Origin of the sequence: Mucilaginibacter mali, from assembly GCF_013283875.1 — a bacterium.
GTDB classification, from domain to species: Bacteria; Bacteroidota; Bacteroidia; order Sphingobacteriales; family Sphingobacteriaceae; genus Mucilaginibacter; species Mucilaginibacter mali.
Window position 1 is genome coordinate 5604054 of record NZ_CP054139.1, and the last position, 15271, is coordinate 5619324.

At 47.5% G+C, this 15271-nt stretch carries 14 protein-coding genes; 13 read left to right on the forward strand and 1 reads right to left on the reverse strand.

The window, feature by feature from the left end:
* The first annotated feature begins 79 nt into the window (after nucleotides 1-79).
* The 8 genes from HQ865_RS23800 to HQ865_RS23835 all read left to right on the forward strand — a co-directional run bounded on the left by HQ865_RS23800 (nucleotide 80) and on the right by HQ865_RS23835 (nucleotide 6626).
* A complete protein-coding gene (locus tag HQ865_RS23800; RefSeq protein ID WP_173417306.1) occupies nucleotides 80-559 on the forward strand; it encodes a hypothetical protein in 480 nt (159 codons plus the stop codon).
* Between the two features lie 12 nt (nucleotides 560-571).
* Nucleotides 572-1471 (forward strand): hypothetical protein, encoded by a 900-nt coding sequence (locus HQ865_RS23805; RefSeq protein ID WP_173417307.1) that lies wholly within the window; start codon nucleotides 572-574, stop codon nucleotides 1469-1471.
* Nucleotides 1472-1486: 15 nt separating this feature from the next.
* Complete coding sequence (locus HQ865_RS23810; protein WP_173417308.1) at nucleotides 1487-2635, forward strand: beta-ketoacyl-ACP synthase III; 1149 nt, start codon at nucleotides 1487-1489, stop codon at nucleotides 2633-2635.
* 284 nt (nucleotides 2636-2919) lie between these two features.
* Nucleotides 2920-3327, forward strand: coding sequence for a hypothetical protein (locus tag HQ865_RS23815; RefSeq protein ID WP_173417309.1), 408 nt, complete (start codon nucleotides 2920-2922; stop codon nucleotides 3325-3327).
* Nucleotides 3317-4333, forward strand: a complete 1017-nt coding sequence (locus HQ865_RS23820) for a BtrH N-terminal domain-containing protein (protein ID WP_173417310.1) — start codon at nucleotides 3317-3319, stop codon at nucleotides 4331-4333. The genes HQ865_RS23815 and HQ865_RS23820 overlap by 11 nt, the downstream gene beginning before the upstream one ends.
* Nucleotides 4321-5082, forward strand: a complete 762-nt coding sequence (locus tag HQ865_RS23825) for an ABC transporter ATP-binding protein (protein WP_173417311.1) — start codon at nucleotides 4321-4323, stop codon at nucleotides 5080-5082. The genes HQ865_RS23820 and HQ865_RS23825 overlap by 13 nt, the downstream gene beginning before the upstream one ends.
* Nucleotides 5072-6355, forward strand: coding sequence for an ABC transporter permease (locus tag HQ865_RS23830; RefSeq protein WP_237073570.1), 1284 nt, complete (start codon nucleotides 5072-5074; stop codon nucleotides 6353-6355). The genes HQ865_RS23825 and HQ865_RS23830 overlap by 11 nt, the downstream gene beginning before the upstream one ends.
* 7 nt (nucleotides 6356-6362) lie before the next feature.
* Nucleotides 6363-6626, forward strand: coding sequence for a phosphopantetheine-binding protein (locus tag HQ865_RS23835; RefSeq protein ID WP_173417312.1), 264 nt, complete (start codon nucleotides 6363-6365; stop codon nucleotides 6624-6626).
* 190 nt (nucleotides 6627-6816) lie between these two features.
* Here HQ865_RS23835 and HQ865_RS23840 read toward each other — a convergent pair whose 3' ends face one another.
* Nucleotides 6817-9009: a transglycosylase domain-containing protein gene (locus HQ865_RS23840; protein WP_173417313.1), complete on the reverse strand. Its 2193-nt coding sequence runs from the start codon at nucleotides 9007-9009 to the stop codon at nucleotides 6817-6819.
* 332 nt (nucleotides 9010-9341) lie between these two features.
* Between HQ865_RS23840 and HQ865_RS23845 the strand changes: the two genes are divergently transcribed.
* The 5 genes from HQ865_RS23845 to HQ865_RS23865 all read left to right on the forward strand — a co-directional run bounded on the left by HQ865_RS23845 (nucleotide 9342) and on the right by HQ865_RS23865 (nucleotide 14601).
* Nucleotides 9342-10409 (forward strand): Mrp/NBP35 family ATP-binding protein, encoded by a 1068-nt coding sequence (locus HQ865_RS23845; RefSeq protein WP_173417906.1) that lies wholly within the window; start codon nucleotides 9342-9344, stop codon nucleotides 10407-10409.
* A gap of 258 nt (nucleotides 10410-10667) precedes the next feature.
* Nucleotides 10668-10946 (forward strand): NifU family protein, encoded by a 279-nt coding sequence (locus HQ865_RS23850; protein ID WP_173417314.1) that lies wholly within the window; start codon nucleotides 10668-10670, stop codon nucleotides 10944-10946.
* 90 nt (nucleotides 10947-11036) lie between these two features.
* Nucleotides 11037-11672 (forward strand): peptidase associated/transthyretin-like domain-containing protein, encoded by a 636-nt coding sequence (locus HQ865_RS23855; protein ID WP_173417315.1) that lies wholly within the window; start codon nucleotides 11037-11039, stop codon nucleotides 11670-11672.
* A 758-nt stretch (nucleotides 11673-12430) separates the two neighbouring features.
* Nucleotides 12431-13939, forward strand: coding sequence for a DUF2271 domain-containing protein (locus tag HQ865_RS23860; protein ID WP_202020425.1), 1509 nt, complete (start codon nucleotides 12431-12433; stop codon nucleotides 13937-13939).
* Complete coding sequence (locus HQ865_RS23865; RefSeq protein ID WP_173417316.1) at nucleotides 13939-14601, forward strand: PepSY-associated TM helix domain-containing protein; 663 nt, start codon at nucleotides 13939-13941, stop codon at nucleotides 14599-14601. Before HQ865_RS23860 ends, HQ865_RS23865 begins: the two co-directional genes overlap by 1 nt.
* Nucleotides 14602-15271: the final 670 nt, after the last annotated feature.

The following is a 15271-nucleotide window of genomic DNA, read 5'->3' on the forward strand; positions in this document are numbered from 1 at the left end:
GGGCTTATTGTTTTAGGCTTGGTGTTTTTATCCCCGAAAAAGAACCGGGGAATTTTATTATGTTTGATCGCTTATGAAAATGAAGATAGTTTGCAAGATAACTTTCGTAATGCTTTTCCTGTTGACCGTCAGCAGCAGTTATCAACGCGCATTAGCGCAAAAACTGGATAAAAACACGTTCTATGCCGTCATGACATCGGGCAAGCCGGAGGATATCGAAAAAGAATTATCTATACTAACCGAAGAGCAGCAGGCTTACGCGGGCGCCTTACTGATCCGCAAAGCTGGCTTGCCTAAAGTAAAAGAGCGTTTAAAGTTATTTAAAGCTGGCAAAGCCAAACTGGAAACCGCCTTAGCCGCCGAACCTGATAATACCGAATACCATTTCCTCCGTTTAACTATACAGGAGCATTCGCCTAAAATAGTAAAATACAAAGCCGATATCCCCGCCGATAAGGCATTCGTAATTAAGCATTTTGATAAGCTTTCGCCAGTAGTTCAGCACGCGGTGAAGGAGTATGCCAAGGAATCAAAAGTGATAAAACCCGAAGAATTATAATTTTATACCCGAATGAGTAAAAAGGTTTTAGCTATCTACTATACCCAATCGGGGCAGATGACGGATATCATCAGCAACTTTACCGCGCCGTTAATTGCCGGTGGGGTAGATGTAGATATTGTTTTGGTGCAACCCGTGGTTAATTACGATTTCCCCTGGACCGGCAGCCGTTTCTTCAGCGTTATGCCCGATTGCCAGTTAGGCGTGCCTACCGAATTGCAACCATTTGAATTAAAGCACAATGCTTACGACCTGGTGATCCTGGGTTATCAGCCCTGGTTCCTGTCGCCAAGTATCCCGTCAAACTCTATCATCCAGCACCCTAAATTCAGGGCGGTGGTGAAAGACACGCCGGTGGTCACCATATCTGCCGGGCGCAACATGTGGCTTAATGCTTTTGATAAGATAAAACAGTTACTGGCCGATGCGGGCGCCAAATTTGTAGGCAACGTAGCACTGGTAGATAATAACCCCAATTTTGTTAGTTTCATCACCATTTTTTACTGGATGCTTACAGGTAAGAAGGAACGCTACCTTAATATCTTCCCTAAACCGGGCGTATCCGAAGAAGATATTAAGCACACCAGCGTTTATGGCGAGGTGCTTTTGCAGCACTTAAACAACGGCGACTGGGACACTTTACAGCAGGAAATGGTTGATAAAGGCGCGGTGCGTGTTAAGTATCCGCTGATGGTAATTGAGGGCAAAGCCGGCGTTATATTTAAGGCCTGGGCAAAATTTATTTCAAAACGCAAAAACAAAATGCCCTGGATAACAGCTTATAAGTATTATCTTTTTATAGCGTTGTTTTTAGGTGCGCCCATACTGCTTACTTTAGATGCGATATTTTTGCGGCCATTTACGCAAAAAAGCATCCGTGCAAAAAAACAGCACTACTTATTGTTAAACTAAAACTGATCGAAATATATGTCTGCCAACCCGGTTTATATTGTTAATACCTCGGCCTATTTCCCCAACCAACCCGTTAGTAACGACGAGATGGAGGAATACCTGGGCTATATTAACGGCAAACCATCAAAATCTAAAAAGATAGTATTGCGTAACAACGCCATCACCAACCGCTATTACGCGTTGCAGAAAGGCGGTAAGTCGACCCATACCAATGCCCAGATGACCGCACTGGCCGTACGCGAATTATTTGATAACGACCCCGAAAAATTAAAAGATATTGAATTGCTAAGCTGCGGCACCTCATCTCCCGACCAAATGATGCCCAGCCACGGGGTGATGACCCACGGCTGGCTGCCCGAAGCTGGCGGCATAGAGGTAGTATCGCCTGCAGGTGTTTGCTGCGCCGGTATGCACGCGTTGAAATTTGCTTACCTGGCCATTAAAGCCGGCGAGGTGAATACCGCTGTGGCTACCGGTTCAGAAAGGTTTTCGGGCCTGCTGGTATCTGATGTATTTGAAGAGGAAGCCCACAAACTGGTAGAACTGAACGAGAACCCGTACATCGCGTTCTCGAAAGAGTTTTTACGCTGGATGTTATCTGACGGTGCTTCGGCATTTTTACTGTCGGATAAACCCAATGAAGAGGGCTTAAGCCTGCGCATTGAGTGGATAGAAGGCGTATCCTATGCCGACCGGATGGAACCCTGCATGTACATGGGATCTGAAAAGGAAGCTGACGGCACCTTTAAAGGCTTTATGGATTATACGCCCGAAGAGATCATGAACAAATCTATCTTCAGCGTAAAACAGGATATCAGCTTGCTAAGCGATAACATCGTTCCGTTGGGTGGGCAAAAAATTAAAGAGATATTCGAGAAAAAAGGTTTGACCGTTAATGATATCGACCACTTTTTACCGCATATCTCCAGCAATTTCTTCCGCGGTAAGATATACGATATGATAGAAGAATACGGCGGCGGCATCCCTTACGAAAAATGGTTTATTAACCTTTATACCGTAGGCAACGTTGGCGCGGCATCCATCTATTTAATGATCAACGAGATGTTCCACAGCGGTAAATTGAAGAAAGGTGAGAAGTTATTGCTGCTGGTGCCGGAAAGTTCGCGGTTTAGCTATATGTATGCGATGTTGACGGTGGTGTAGAGCACCTTGCAAACGGGGGGACTCACCCGGTCGTGGCTACGCCCGACCACCCTCTCTTCGCTGCGCGAAAAGAGGGGCTGGGTTACCGATACTGCTCCTGCCCTCTTTCCGCGCAGCGAAGAGAGGGCCGACCAGCGAAGCGTAGTCGGGGTGAGTAAGACGGGCGATAAGCACACCCGAAAGCCTCACCTAAATCCTCTCCAGAGGAGAGGACTTCAGAAGCTTTATAACCCTCTCCTCTGGAGAGGGAAGGGTGAGGCCTTTACATATTGAAAAGAATTAAAATGAAAAAAGAGAACGTACCACAAGACCTTAGCGCGTTGGCCAAGATCACCAAAGAGGTGTGCTATGCTACCGACGAGAGCGGGCAGTACGTTACGCAGTTAAGCAGCGGCTGGGATGTAAAAATAAGCGCGCTGGATGCGGCCTGGCAGGATATAGACGGCCGCGTGGCACAGGCCAGGCAGCAGGTAATTGACGGCAAAGCCAGCCCTATTTTATTTTTTATGGAATACCGCCTGATGGATATTAAACTGCTGGCCCAGTATACCGGCTTTTGGCAATGGCAGATCAAACGCCATCTTAAGCCTGATGTATTTAATGAATTATCTGAAAAAAAATTAACGCTATACGCCGAAGCTTTTAACGTAAGCATCGCCGACCTGAAAACCCTCACCGTGCATGAAAATTGATCTAGAACACCGGCAATCGGCACATTGCGAATCGGGGGTTACCAGTAGTTTATTATGGGAAGCATCAAAAGGTAAAATTACCGAACCGCTGGCTTTTGGCATTGGCGCGGGTTTGTTTTACGCTTATATCCCCTTCATCAGCATTAATAATGGCCCGGCCATAGCGTTCCGTACCATGCCCGGCTGGATCTTCGGCCGTACCTGTCGTTCGCTGGATATCCCGGTCATCCGAAAAAAATTCAGTTCGCGCGAAAAGGCCGAAACTTACCTGATGGAGCAGCTAAATGCCGGTCAGCCCGTAGGTTGCCAGGTAGGGGTTTATTATCTCAGCTATTTCCCTAAAGAATACCGCTTCCATTTCAACGCACATAACCTGATCGTTTACGGTAAGGAGGGTGATAACTATTTGATCAGCGACCCGATCATGGAGACACCCACCACCCTAACCAGCTACGAATTGGAGCGGGTGCGCTTTGCCAAAGGGGCTTTAGCGCCAAAAGGGCAGGTGTATTACACCAAATACAATGGCGAGATAACCGACGGCCGCATCCGCGAAGCGATAAAAAGCGGCATCAAACGTAATGTGTTCAATATGTTGAGCATACCCGGTCCATTCGCGGGGGTTAAAGGCATCCGTTTCACCGGGAATAAAATAAAAGGCTGGCGCGATAAGCTGGGTTTAGAGAAAGCCAAACTGTATTTGGCGCAACTGGTGCGCATGCAGGAAGAAATTGGTACCGGTGGCGGCGGATTTCGCTATATTTATGCCGCATTTTTACAGCAGGCCCACGCCTATTTGCCACAGGACGAATTGTTAGAGATATCTAAACTATTTACACTTGCAGGCGATAAATGGCGCACAGCGGCGGTACACGCGGCCGGCATTTATAAAGGCCGTATTGGCAGCCAGGCCGATTTTGATACCATGGGCAACTATTTGCTGGAAATTGCCGAATTAGAAAGAGAAGCTTTTATAGCTTTGAAGAACATTAAATGGTTAACGTAACTTACCCGGCTGTCGATATCCAGAACCTCAGTTTCCAATACCCGGGGAACGGGGAGCCATCTTTTACTCATTTAAATTTAAAGATCGCTAAAGGCGACAGGTTCGGTTTGTTCGGCCCCAACGGCGCGGGCAAAACCACGCTAATGAATTTAATGACCGGCCTGCTGAAACCCAGCGAGGGCAGCATCGCTTTGGCGGGCGTAAAAGTTGGCCGTCATAAATACCGCGTGAACCGCTTGTTCGGTTTTATACCGCAGGATTTTTCTTTTTACCAGGAACTAAGCCCTGCCGAGAATTTGGAATTTTTCGGCGCCTGGTATGGCCTGAGCCGTAACAAGATCAAACAAAAGACCGACGAGTTGCTGAACATTATGGGCCTGGAAGATGTGCGCGATAAGCAGGTACAGCAATTTAGCGGCGGGATGAAACGTAGAGTCAACCTGGCCATTGGCGTTATCCACAATCCCGGTATTTTGTTTTTAGACGAACCTACCGTTGGGGTTGATGTGCAAACGCGCCACGCCATCATCAATTACCTGATAGAGCTGAACAAAAGCGGCACTACGCTGATATACACCTCGCACCAGTTAAGTGAGGCCGAGGACCTTTGCAACCAGGTAGCCCTGATGGATAACGGCCAGGTGATGGCGCAGGGATCGCTGGATGACCTGCTGGAAGAACATAAGCACCACGATCTGGAAGAACTATTCTTAAATTTAACCGGTAAACATTTTAGGGATGATGTTTAAGCTTTGGGCCACCATAATAAAAGATGTGCGCATTTTGCTGCGCGATAAGGTGGGCATTCTGCTGATGTTCATTATGCCCGTGGCGCTGGTAATTGTGGTCACCAGTATCCAGAACAGCACCTTTCAGTTCATGAATAAGAACAAGCTGCTGTTGCTGGTCAGCAACAGGGATACCGGCAAGCTTAGCCCGCAGCTGATACAGGCCATTAATAATATCGGTATGTTCAAGGTGTCCGAACTGCCAAAAGGTACCGATAGCGCCGGCATCAACACCAGGCTGCACAGCAAAGAAGCTGAACTGGCCATTATGATCCCTGCCGATTTTTCGGTTAAAGTAAGCGAACGGGCAAAAGCATCGGCCAATAAAGCATTAAAAAGTTTTGGGTTGGAGGGCGACTCGATAAAGGCTAATGCATCGGACACCAATCCTATCAGCATGTATTATAACCCGGTATTGCAGGAGCAATTGCGCCTCTCGGTACAGGGTGCCCTGCGTAGCGCTTTGCAACTGGTAGAAAGCCGCGAAACCCTGGGCGACCTGTACATGTCCATTAATGATAAACCGCTGCCTCCTGCATTGGAAAAAGAGATGCTGAGCAGCAAGACCGTCATCAACCAGATACCCACCTCGCGTGGCAGCGACAGGCAGGTGCCCAACGCCACCCAGCATAACGTGCCGGCGTGGACCATCTTCGCCATGTTCTTCATTGTAATGAGTCTAGGCGGCAGCGTAGTGCGCGAAAAAGTGAGCGGCAGTTATATCCGGTTGAAGACCATGCCTACCAATTACTTAGTTGGGCTGGCATCAAAGCAGATCGTTTACCTGGGTGTAACTATGTTCCAGGCGCTGGTGATATTTACTATTGGCGTATGGCTGTTCCCGGTGATGGGCCTGCCCGCGCTGAATATCCCGCATGATGTTTTGGGGCTCATTGTAGTTACCCTGTTCACCGGGTGGTGCGCGGTAAGCTATGCTATATGCATTGGCGTATTTGCTAAAACACAGGAGCAGGCCAACGGCTTCGGGGCGGTATCTATTGTGATACTGGCGGCCATCGGCGGGCTAATGGTGCCCAGCTACGTAGTATCCGGGCCAATGAAAGCGCTGGTGAACTTTTCGCCGCTGCATTGGTGTATCGAAGCTTACTACGGCTTATTTTTAGAGGGCGGAAAATTTACCGATGTACTGGCAAACATTATACCTTTGATCGGCATTACCCTATTGCTGCAAGCCATAACGGTAATAGGCTTAAAACGAAAAAATTTAATATAATTACAGCATGGAAAAAACAGAACTGAAGCAACAGCTAAAAGTCCAGATCATACAATTTTTAAACCTGACAGAATTAACCCCCGAGGATATTAAGGACGATGAACCGCTGTTTGGCGATGGTTTAGGTTTAGATTCTATCGACTCGCTGGAGCTGATCGTGCTGTTGAAAAAGGAATACGGCATTAATATCCAAGACCCTAAAGAAGGCCGCAAGATATTGGTGGATGTAAATACTATGGCCGATTATATTGAGGCTAACGGGAAGAAGTAGTATCGTAAAACCTGTGGGGTAGGCTGTCATGGGTAGCACGTCGAACCATGGCGGGCAGACCCCTCGAACCAGTCTTCGACAAGCTCAGACTGACATCCCTGTTATAAATTATCGTCAAAAAACACAACGTCATTCTCAGCAAACAAAAAGAGACACGAGGTATCGTGTCTCTGCAATGTATTGGGATGAATTATAACAATCCGCGTTCCTTTAATTCCTTTTGGCGCTCTTTCTCCTGCTTTTTCAGCTCCCGCTTTTCCTGGCGGATCTGCTTTTTGGTTTTTCCGGCAGTATCAACCTTTGGCTCCTCGTTTTTGGTGCTATCCTTCTTTTTGCCACCGCCAAATAATCGCTGGAAAAAATTCGGCTTCTTTTCCGGTTCCGGTGCAGGTGGCGGGGTAACCTGGGTTACCGGCATATCGTTTTCGTCATCGTCATCGCCCTGCTTAAATATGCGGGTAATATTGCCGGTATCAGCCGGGTTCAACTGCCTGCGCAGGCTTTCCTTAAGGCGCACGGTGAACAGGCCATAATTACTGCTGTCGCGGTGTACGGTTAATCCGTGGCCTTCCATTAAATTACCTATAACATTAAAATAATAGCTCAAGCGCGGGTTCAGGCTGCCGTCGGGCAAAAACGCGTACAGGCCCGATTTTGGTTTCGGTACAATACTGGCCAAATAAATACTTTCGCCAAGTGTCAGCTCGGCCGGTGTTTTGCCAAAATAATAGCGCGATGCCTCGCCGATGCCGTATACGTTGCGGCCCCATTCAATAATATTGAAGTAAACCTCCAGCATCCGGTTCTTGGTCATGATGCGGTTACTCTCTATCATCCAAACGATCAGGATCTCCTCCATTTTGCGGGCCAGTGTTTTCTGGCGACTCAGGAAGGCGTTTTTAACCAACTGCATCGATATGGTGCTGCCACCCCGCTTAAATTTCTTCTCCATATAATCCGTCGCCAGCGATTTACGGAACGCCTCCTCAACAAAGCCATTGTTTTTGTAAAAAGTAGGGTCTTCGGCGGTCATTACGGCATTGCGCAGGTCGGGGGCAATTTCTTCCAGTGGGGTATAGTAGGGGTTGGCATTGCTGATGATGCGTGGCGGCATCGGTTTGCCCTTTTCGTACGGCGTATAAATAAAATCACCGTTCAGCTTACCAAAGTCGGTAACGCCATATTTCACCACTTTAAAGCCATCCTTGTCCAGTCGCGAATCAAACTGTACATCCTTGGGGTTAGCGGTATCCAAATAGAAATTCATCTTGTAGTTCAGCTTGCCCGCTACATGTATGCCCTGTAAGGATTCGAACGTACCGCCGGGGAATGAATCGAACATATCCTGCGCGTTTACCCAGCCCGTGTTTACCTTCATCTCGTAGATCTTCACCGGGTTCAGCGTATATTTCAGATAGGGGTGCGCGGTTAGCTTCTTCATGTAAATGACCGACGAACTATCCAGCGAAACAAAGTTAGATCCTACAAAAATATTGGCATCTATCGAGCCATTAGGCACCACAATATCATTGGCCGCAAGCGCCTTATGGTTTACCACCAGGTTGCGTGCCGATAATGTACTAAAGATGCGGGTCTCGCCACCGCTGTTCTCTACCTTATTCAGGCGGGTGGTGATGGTATCAAAACTCACATGGGCATGGAAGCGCTTCTCTACAAACGGCAGGGTGATCTTGCCTTTATCAGAGAACAGGCTGATATCGATATTCTTATCCGATGGGTGCATCGTCCCGGCAAAATGCCAGATGGTATCGCTGTTATTTACTTTAATGTTTGATGATAACCTGCCATCTTTTATCGAAGCCGTTGTAGCAACTGTAACCTTCGATGAATCATCGGTATAGCTTACCCTAAAACTTTTCATCTCCAGGTTATCGGGTATTTTATAAAGCACCTGGTTGATCAGGTTATCGGCAATATCGGCCAGGTCGGTTTTTTTGTGTACTGTAGTGGTGTCTTTTTTCTTGCGGAACAGGAAATCGAAGTTCTTTACGCCCTTAATATTGGTAAGGTTCAGGTTGCCGGTCTCCATATTTACTTCGGCCAGTTTTACCTTGCCAAACAACAGTGGGAACAACTTTACACCTATCTCAAATTTGGTAATACGCAACAGGCTATCGCGATTTTCGGGAACAACGGTGATAGACGTAAAAGCCACAGTAGTTAATCCGGTAAAGTGCGGATCGGTGAGTTGTACATCAAGATTATAATCCTTTTTTGCTTTGGCCCTGGCTTTTGCGATGGCATTTCTCAATAACACTTCGCGCTTTGACCAGGCAACAAAGCCCCCGATAATTAAGAGTACCAGCAGGGAAACAAGAGTGATAATGGCTATACGGATATATTTGGGGTTGAGGCGCTGCATTCAAGAGGTATTTTTGTCAAAGCTAAACTAAATCTTATCCGATACAAACGCTGCGAAGGGTAAAATGTTTCCTTTGGAACGCAGCTAAATCTCCCCAATACCACATTGTCATTGCGAGGAGCCCGGGTGGGGCATTAGCGATGGCGCGACGCGGCAATCTCGTCGCATTACTCTGCTTACTACGAGATTGCCGCGTCGCGCCCATTTCACTGGCTTCCCCACTGCTCCTCGCAATGACAAACTATTTAGGAGAGGGATTGGGGAGAGGTAAAGCTATTTTTCATTATCATGACAAACTTCCCCCCGTGTTGTAGTAGATTTGCAGTTGCATGATGACCATTACTAAAGAACAAGTTTTACAAGCACTTAGCAACGTTGAGGAACCCGATCTGAAAAAAGACCTGGTTACCCTTAACATGATACAGGATATTGCCATTGATGGCGACAATTTAAGCTTCTCGGTGATACTGACCACGCCGGCCTGCCCCTTGAAGGCGATGATAGAGAATGCCTGCCGCAATGCCATCGCCCACTTTATCAGCAAGGAGATTAAGGTGAGCGTAAATATGACCTCGCGCGTTACCACCCAAAAAAACACCGGGGTACCGGGCGTGAAGAATATCATCGCGGTAGCATCGGGCAAGGGTGGTGTAGGTAAGTCTACCGTGGCGGCCAACCTGGCTCTGGCACTTTCAAAAAGCGGTGCGCAGGTTGGTTTAATAGATGCGGATATTTATGGGCCGTCGGTACCCATCATGTTCGGTTTGGAGGGCGCGCGCCCGCAAGCCAGCCAGGTGAATGGTAAAACACGCATAGAACCGATAGAGAAATACGGCATTAAATTATTATCGATAGGTTTCTTCACCGACCCTAACCAACCCGTACCATGGCGCGGACCAATGGTTTCAACCGCGGTAAAGCAGTTGTTTAACGATGCTGATTGGGGCGAACTGGATTACCTGGTAGTCGATTTGCCGCCGGGTACCGGCGATATCCATATCACCGTAACGCAAACCTTCCCGGTAACAGGCGCGGTGATTGTTACTACCCCGCAAAACGTTGCCTTGGCCGACGCCAGGAAAGGCATAGGCATGTTTATGATGGAAGCCATCAACGTACCTATTTTGGGTGTGATAGAAAATATGGCCTACTTTACCCCTGCCGAATTACCGGAGAACCGTTATTATATCTTCGGGCAGGATGGCGGTAAAAAGCTGGCCCAACAAATAGCAGCGCCATTTTTAGGCGAATTGCCGCTGGTGAAAAGCATCAGCGAATCGGGCGATGCCGGCGCGCCGGTAGTGTTGCAGGATGGCGTAATGACCGAAGCCTTTATGCATATTGCCGAACGCGTGGCGCAACAGGTGGCGATCGCAAATGCGAAGGCGAATAGTAAATAGCCCCACCCAAACCCTCCCCAGCAGGGAGGGCTTAAGGACTTTTAGAACCCTCTCCTCTGGAGGGGCAGGGTGAGGCTTCAACAATTTGTCATTGCGAGCTATAGCGCGGCAATCTCGTAGCTTGAATTGCGACCTACGAGATTGCCGCGTCGCCCCAAGCCACAGGGCCCAGCCGCTCCTCGCAATGACAAGATGGGGAAGAGCAGCGCCTCTTTGAATTAAAAAATTATTAATACCTTTATATATAAATAAATTAAAATGAGTTTAGTAGCACAGGTGGAGTCGGCATTGGATACTATCCGTCCTTATTTGGAGGCCGATGGCGGGAATGTATCTGTAGAGGAGATAACACCGGAAAATGTGGTAAAGTTAAGGTTATTGGGGTCGTGCGGATCGTGCCCGATGAGTATCATGACCTTAAAGGCAGGCATTGAGCAGGCCATTATAAAGGCTGTACCCGAAATTACCGCTGTTGAAGCCATTAACCTAACCGATATAGACGACCCTAACGCCGTACTGCCCGAAAACATGCGTTAGTGTTAAGAATTGTTAAATTGGCATTGGCTTTGTTGCAATAAATTATCTTTGTAAGGAGTTATTATAACCAATAAGGGGCATACCGAAACCATGAAGTACCTGTTAGCATTGTTGCTTGTTTTTTTTTCGGCAGCGGCGGTTTTCGCGCAGCAGCAGGAGAAACCATTGGTGCAGTTTTCGGGCGTGGTGCATAATTCCGATAGCAGCAACGTAGTGATCCCTTATGTTACCATCACCAATATCAGTGCTAACAAGCAAACCTTTATTGCTAACTACAAAGGCTACTTTTCGTTTGTAGCGCATGAGCAGGATACGCTTCGCTTTACTTGCGTAGGTTTTTCGCCGGTTACGGTGGTGATCCCCGAAAATGCCAATAAAAGCTATACCCACAATGTGGCCATGAAATCGCAGATCACCAATCTGCCTACTTTTAAGGTGTTCCCATGGGCTACTACTGATGAGTTCAGGCGCGATTTTATAACCATGAAGCTGGCGGATGATGACCTGGAGGTAGCCCGCAAAAATCTGAGTAAAGGCTCGATCGCCGAAATGGCCAAAACATTGCCCCGCGATGCACACGAGATCCAATCGGCCTATGCCCAGGGCGAGCATATCAATATCCTGAACCAGCATTCGCTGATGCCTAACCCACTGCTTAACCCAATTGCCTGGGGCACTTTAATCAAGCAAATTTCTGAAGGCGATAAAAGCCGTAGCGGGAATTAAGAAGGTTTATTAAATTTAACGACTTCTGTTGTTCAGGCGCAAGCAAAAAATGAACAAAAATCCTTATTTTTTGAACAAAATTTGAACACGTAACACATTGATGTATAGCTAAATAAGTGTGTTTGTTCAATTTTTCACTTTTTCTCCTCTCGCTGTTTTTTTAAGGTACTGACAAGGGCACGCCACCGTTGTAATGGTGATTATCGATACTTTGTCTCTACAGGTTTATGCCAGAGCCGAGCGTTAGCTATGGACCATGGGATTATTAAGAGGCTTGACACCCCGGCGGGCAATGTCATTAAGTTAAGCTTTTAAGCCCCACCTAAACGGCGAAGCCCTCATGAAATAATCCTCCCCAAAGGGGAGGACTCTAAGAATTTTGCGCTTGTGCAGCCTAAGTCTCCCCTACCGGGGGAGATTTAGAGGGGGCTTTATTCGGCTGATCATCCTTAACTTAATGGCACCCCGGGCGGGGTGAAATATTGGTAGAACCGTATTATATTTATTCCCCCCGTGCCTTTAGGTACGGAATATATATGGCGTACTTAAAGGCAAGCGGTAACGCCTATGTTATCAAACTACTACCGATATTTTGCTCCTAATGGAGCATTTTTCACCCGTTTTTTTATTAAAAAATTTTCCTGTTGATAATTTAAAAAGCCTGATTATCTTAGCAATAAGCTATAAGTATAAGTTATATCAATGTAACTTATTGATAATTAAATATATACTATTATTTATAATCAGTCTAATTAAAAATGAAATCGCTAATTACGCTCTTTTCGGGATGTTTCCTGCTGATGTTGTGCAGCAACTTTACCGTACCAAACACAAAAAACACACGCGTTTATGTATCCGATTACGAAAACGTACTGGGTACCTCGCTTGAAATAAAAGTGTCGGCCACATCGCCAGATGAAGCTGCAAAGGCAGAGGATGCTGCCATGGCAGAAATAGATCGCCTGAATAAGATATTGAGCGGTTATGATGCTAAAAGCGAGTTCCGCCAGTGGATGAATGGCAGCAAACAGGCAGTAAAAGTATCGCCTGAATTATTCCAGGTGTTGAACCTGTTTGATAAATGGCGTGTGCAAACCAACGGCGCACTTGACGCATCGGCAGAAGCTGTAGGTAAAGTTTGGAAGGCTGCCGCGCAACGTAACCAATTGCCAACTCAAACCGAAATTAACAACGCTGTTGCGCAGGTTAAGCAAGCGCATTGGGCACTGGATGTTAACAACCAAACCGCTACCCGTTTAGATAACGCATCGCTGATGCTGAACACTTTCACTAAGAGCTATATTATGGATAAGGCCTGCGCTGCTGCCATGAATACCAACGGTGTAAACGGCGTGGTGCTGAACATTGGCGGCGATATTATGGTGCGTGGCGAGCATACCGAACAAATAAACGTAGCCAACCCTAAAGCTGATGCCGAGAACGATGCGCCAGTAGCCATGCTGAACATCAGCAACAAAACTGTGGCCACCAGCGGCAACTACCGTCGTGGCGAAATGATACAGGGTAAATGGTATTCGCACATTGTAGATCCGCGTACCGGCCGCCCGGTTGAGCAGGTGATCAGCGCTACTGTTATTGCGCCAAACGCTGTCGACGCAGGCGCTTTGGCAACCTCGTTAAACGTATTAACCCCTGCCGAAGGCAAAGCACTGGTTGAAAAAGTTGAAGGCGCCGAATACATGATGATCACCGCCGACGGCAAACGTATTGAAAGCGATGGCTTTAAAGCTTTGGAAAAACCTGCCGCAAAACCTGCTGTAACCACCGCCAGTATATCAAAAGATAAACTTTGGGATACTAAGTACGAATTGTCTATCAACATAGAACTGGCGCAAATTGAGGGTGTGCGCGTGCACCGCCCGTTTGTTGCCGTTTGGGTAATGGATGCTGATAAAAAACCGGTGCGTATGATTGCCCTTTGGTACAATAAACCACGCTGGCTGCGCGATATGCGCTCGTGGTACGAAACCTATAACGAGGCCTTCACTGCCGAAAACAGCAGCATCAGTTCTACCACCAGCGCTACCCGTGCGCCGGGCAAATACACCCTGAAATGGGATGGTAAGGATGACAAAGGCAACCTGGTGAAACAGGGTAAATACACCATTTACATTGAGGCTGCCCGCGAACATGGTACCTATCAACTGATCAACCAGGAAATGGAGTTTAAAAAAACCCAGGTGATAGATCTGGCCGCAAATACAGAAATTGCTTCAGCATCGCTGGATTATCATAAAATTAAATAATGGCTGAACATAAACCAGGGCAACCCCGCACGTTGGTAAGGCATCCGCGCACGGATAAAAAGCCTAAACCTGCCTGGCAAAAAAACACGGCGGCACTGTCGCGCTGGCTGCACATTTATTTGTCGATGGTCAGTTTTGTTATCGTGCTGTTCTTTTCGGTAACGGGGCTTACCCTTAACCATGCCGATTGGTTTGGCGATAAAGAGCACCTGACCAAGTACAAAGGCAAAATGCCGGTAGAGTGGGTAAACGCCACTGATACCAACGCCATTAAAAAACTGGAGATAGTTGAGCGCTTGCGTAGCACCCACCACATTAAAGGCGCGGTAAGCGATTTTTTGATTGAGGATAACCAATGCTCATTATCCTTTAAAGGCCCCGGCTATAGCGCCGATGCCTTTGTTGACCGGAAGACCGGCGAGTATAAGCTGAACGAGGTGAGCCTTGGCCTGGTTGGTGTAATTAACGACCTGCACAAAGGCCGCGACAGTGGTTCGAAATGGAGCTGGGTGATCGACATCTCGGCCGGCTTCCTGGTGCTGATATCATTGAGCGGCTTGGTGATGCTTTGCTTTATGAAGAAGAAGCGCCTGAGTGGCTTTATATCGGCTATAGCGGGCGCAATTATCTGCTACCTTATTTACGCGCTGCTGGTGCCTTAAAATATTAATTGTGATTTTTCTAAAAGAGAGCGGCTTTCGGGCCGCTTTTTTGGTTTGATGGCACAACCGTTCGGCATAAACCCGGGCGTAGTGGAAACCCTGCAAGCGCGCGATAGGGTGTGCTGGTGGCAAGGCGCGGAGTTGGAGCGGAGAACGGGTGCAAACGCTTAATGGAAGCACAGGCATTGCTTTTCAAAACGCTTCAACAAGCCACAAATAGGTGGCTTTAAGGTAAATAAATAAGGAGTTCCCTCCCACGGGGAGGGGCGTGTTGGGCTTGTGTAGTGGCAGGGAGGGGTTTATACGATGTTGCATCGTGGTTAAACCCCTCCCTACACCCTCCCAATAGTAATAGCCCATAATTAGGCATATTGTAATAAAAGCGTTGGGAATGTGCGATTCCCTCCCATGGGGCGGGTGTAGGGAGGGGTTTATACGGTATAGCATATCGACTAAACCCCTCCCTACCACTACACAAGCCCGGCACACCCCTCCCCAAGGAGGGAACTGTCTAATCATGGGCTATTACTCTCCCAATGGGAGGGAATCGCACATTCCCAGTGCTTTTTCGAGGGCTCGGGCGATGATTGTCGTAAAACAAAAAGAGGCCGTCTCATAAGTCAATTATGAGGCGGTTTTTTCGTTGATGCCGATTTAGATGAGTTATTAG